At 67.0% G+C, this 3,147-nt stretch carries 2 protein-coding genes; both read right to left on the bottom strand.

Annotated features, from left to right (window positions below):
• Positions 1-634 precede the first annotated feature (634 nt).
• Entirely contained in the window at positions 635-1,321 is a 687-nt protein-coding gene (locus VFX99_RS13485; protein ID WP_329666809.1) for a response regulator transcription factor, read from the bottom strand.
• A partial coding sequence (locus tag VFX99_RS13480; protein WP_329666808.1) for a sensor histidine kinase occupies positions 1,318-3,147 on the bottom strand: 1,830 nt, incomplete at its 5' end. The genes VFX99_RS13480 and VFX99_RS13485, both read right to left, overlap by 4 nt.

Raw genomic sequence — 3,147 nt, 5'->3', positions numbered from 1 at the left:
GGGCATTCACCAGCACCTGAGGTCAATCGGCATCGCGATTCGAGGCACAAACATCGGTCGCGTGAGGAAGCGTGGCCCTCAAGACCACCGCGCGGGTTTCCTTGGCGGCATAGGGTCCCATTGTGCGCACTCGACAGTTGCTGGTGGTCATCTCGGTCGCGCAGCTTGCATTCGGGGTGGCGGGTCAGCTCGTGGCCGTTCGCCAGGGTCGGTCGTTCGAGATCTTTCGATGGCATGGCGATCCCAAACGCGTTGCGCGGCAGTCGTGGTTCATGGGGACAGCGCTGTCCGCCCAGTCGACATGATGGCCGTTCACGCGGCTGCCACTGCGGTTCTTGTTGGGAGACGAAGCCGACGTGCCGCGGGCACGCTGGGCACGCTCGGCGTGACCATGGCGGCTGGGTATCTCATCGAGAACAGGTTCCGCAGCGCGATGCGGTGCCCCGGCAAGGATCCCATCGTCACCGCCGTCGGCGGCGTGGGGTTCATTCTCGCCGTCGCAATGGCCGTCATCGGGGTGCGCGAGGCGGGTAGCACGGGATCCGTGCAACGAAACGCGTAGAGCCGCGGCCCGGATCCTCTCCCCAAGTTCTGAATGGTCGATCGACGAGCGCTGCGCGTCGTCCGGGTGTCCTCATCCGTCCAACGGCCGCGCGCTCTGTTGATCCTGCAGATAGGCCAGCACGGCCGCAACCCGGCGGTGGACGTGTCGTTCGTCGGAGAGGCCGAGTTTGGCGAACACCGACGATGCGTACTTCTCGATCGATGACTCGGAGAGGTGAAGGTCCTCGGCGATGGCCGCGTTGGTGCGGCCTTGTGCCATGAGGGCCAGCACATCCCGTTCCCGGTCGGTGAGGTCGGCCAGTCGCGACGACGATCGTCCGGCATGCACGAGGGATGCCACGACATCCGGGTCGATACGTGATCCTCCCGATGCGACTTCATGGACCGCCTCGAGGAGCGCGCGCGGATCGCCGATGCGCTCCTTGAGCAGGTAGGCCATTCCGGCTGTTCCGTTCCGGAGCAGGTCCATCGCGTACGTGGCGTCGTTGTACTGGGAGAGCACGACGATGCCGACGCCGGGATGCTGCGCGCGGATGCGGTGAGCGGCCTCGATCCCCTCCGTGCTGTGACCGGGCGGCATCCGGATGTCGGTCACGACCGCATCCGGTCTTTCCTTGTCGACCACCAGCTCGAGTTCGGCGGCGTCGCCCACCACGGCGATGACGTCGATCGAACCGTCGCTCACCAGCGCCCGCCGCACGCCCTCTCGCACCAGATAGTGATCGTCGGCGATCACCACCCGCAACCGGCCGGTCATGAACGAGGTCTTTCGCCGGGAAGCGGGAATTCGGCGAGGACGGTCGTCCCCGCGCCGGGGGAGGTGTCGATCCGGAGTGCGCCGCCGACCGCGGCGACCCTGTCGCGGAGGTTCGCCAGGCCAGTGCCCCCCACCCCGGCGGCGTCGAACCCGTCGCCGTCGTCGCTCACACGCACGGTGAGACGATCACTGTTCTCGCTCAGTTCGACGTCGAGTCGGGCGGCATGGCCGTGCTTGAGGGTGTTGGCGAACGCCTCCGCGATCGTGAAGTACGCGGCGCCCTCCAATTCGTCGGGGAGGCGCAGCGAGCGCAGAGAAGCATCCGCTCGGATGGTCACGGGAAGGGGATGCCGCCCCGCGAGGGTTTCGATCGCCACCAGCAGTCCCCGGTCACTGAGCACCGACGGATGGATGCCCTGCGCGAACTCGCGGAGGTCGGCGAGCACGCGCCGCAGACCCGTCTGCATCGCCTCGAGGTCATCCCCGACGGCGTCGGGGTCGTGCTCGAACTCCCGGCGCGCGTGTCCGGCCAGTCCGATGAGGGAGGTGAGGTCCTGCTGCACGCCGTCATGGATGTTTCGCTCGATGCGACGGCGTTCCTGCTCCTGAGTGTGGACGATTCTCGTGCGGGAGGTGCGCAGGAGGGCGGCTTGCTGCTCGAGCTCCTCCTTCAGCCGCACGTTGCGCACGGCCATGCCGGCCTGTCGCGCGAACGTCTCGAGGATCGATGTGTCCGCCGAGGTAAGGCGTCCCGACAATTTGGGGCCGCACTCGATGAGCCCGATCCGCTCACCGTCGACCTCGATCGGCACGGTCAGCACCGGCTGCCGGTCGGGGTCCGAAAGTTCGTGATCGCCGCCACTGGACAGCAGCCGTATGCGAACCCAGCGGAGCCCTATACCGTCCTCGAGTGTGGCGCGCATGCGCGGCAGCAGGGTGTCGAGGTCGTACGTGCCGGCCAGCGATTCGCCGAGACCCACAACCAACTGAGTCGCGTCGGTCTTCGCTCCGAACACCCATCGGTCGGCGAGGCCTTCGAGCCGGGTGCGTACCGGCTGGAAGGCGATGGCCACGACCAGTCCGATCGCGACAGCCCAGCCAACCGGCAGCAGTGTTCCCGCAGCGGCGCCCACGGTCGCCGCGACGACCACGTAAACGAGAGCGATCGCTGTCCACAGCAAACCGTAGACGATCGAGCGACGGACGACCGTGTCCACGTTCAAGCCTGACGGCTGCAGAATTCCGAGGGCGGGCGCGACCATGAAGCAGACAACCACAGCCGCCCCGACCAGCGAGACGATGACCTCTGCGTCGCCGGTGAGCAGGATCTGTGCGACGACGGCAATCGGCAGCAGCGCGACCGGCGCAAGCAGCCACCGCATCGCACGGCGCGTCCGCACATCCGCCGAACGGTACCGCAGCACCAGCAGCACGGCGCCGGCGAGCACGACCGCCAGCCCCGAGAGGTCAAGGAACGTGCTCACCGCCTGCACGTCGAAGTTCATGAAGCGCATCTTGAAGGGGTTCGGGATCGGCGCATCGCCCTCGACCGTCAAGGGGGTCACCACAGTCGGGCTGCAGGTGAGCAGCACGACCGGACCCACCAGGATGAGCCAGGTCAGTCGCAGCGTGCCCCGTTCGTAACGGCGATGCACCTCACCATCCGGAAACAGGCCGAGCACGTGGGCGACGCCGATCGCGGGCAGCAGAGAAATCCATTGGTATGCGAGGTTCACCAGCGCGATCGAGGCTGCGAGTGCGTCGGAAGCGAGTTGCGTTTCGAGCACCGGGAGGAGAACGTCGCGCGCAGTGATGAGCGATCCGAC

This window comes from Microbacterium sp., from assembly GCF_036277215.1.
In the GTDB taxonomy this organism is placed as follows: domain Bacteria; phylum Actinomycetota; class Actinomycetes; order Actinomycetales; family Microbacteriaceae; genus Microbacterium.
The sequence above is the reverse complement of the archived record's forward strand: the minus strand, read 5'-3'. Positions and strand labels throughout refer to the sequence as shown.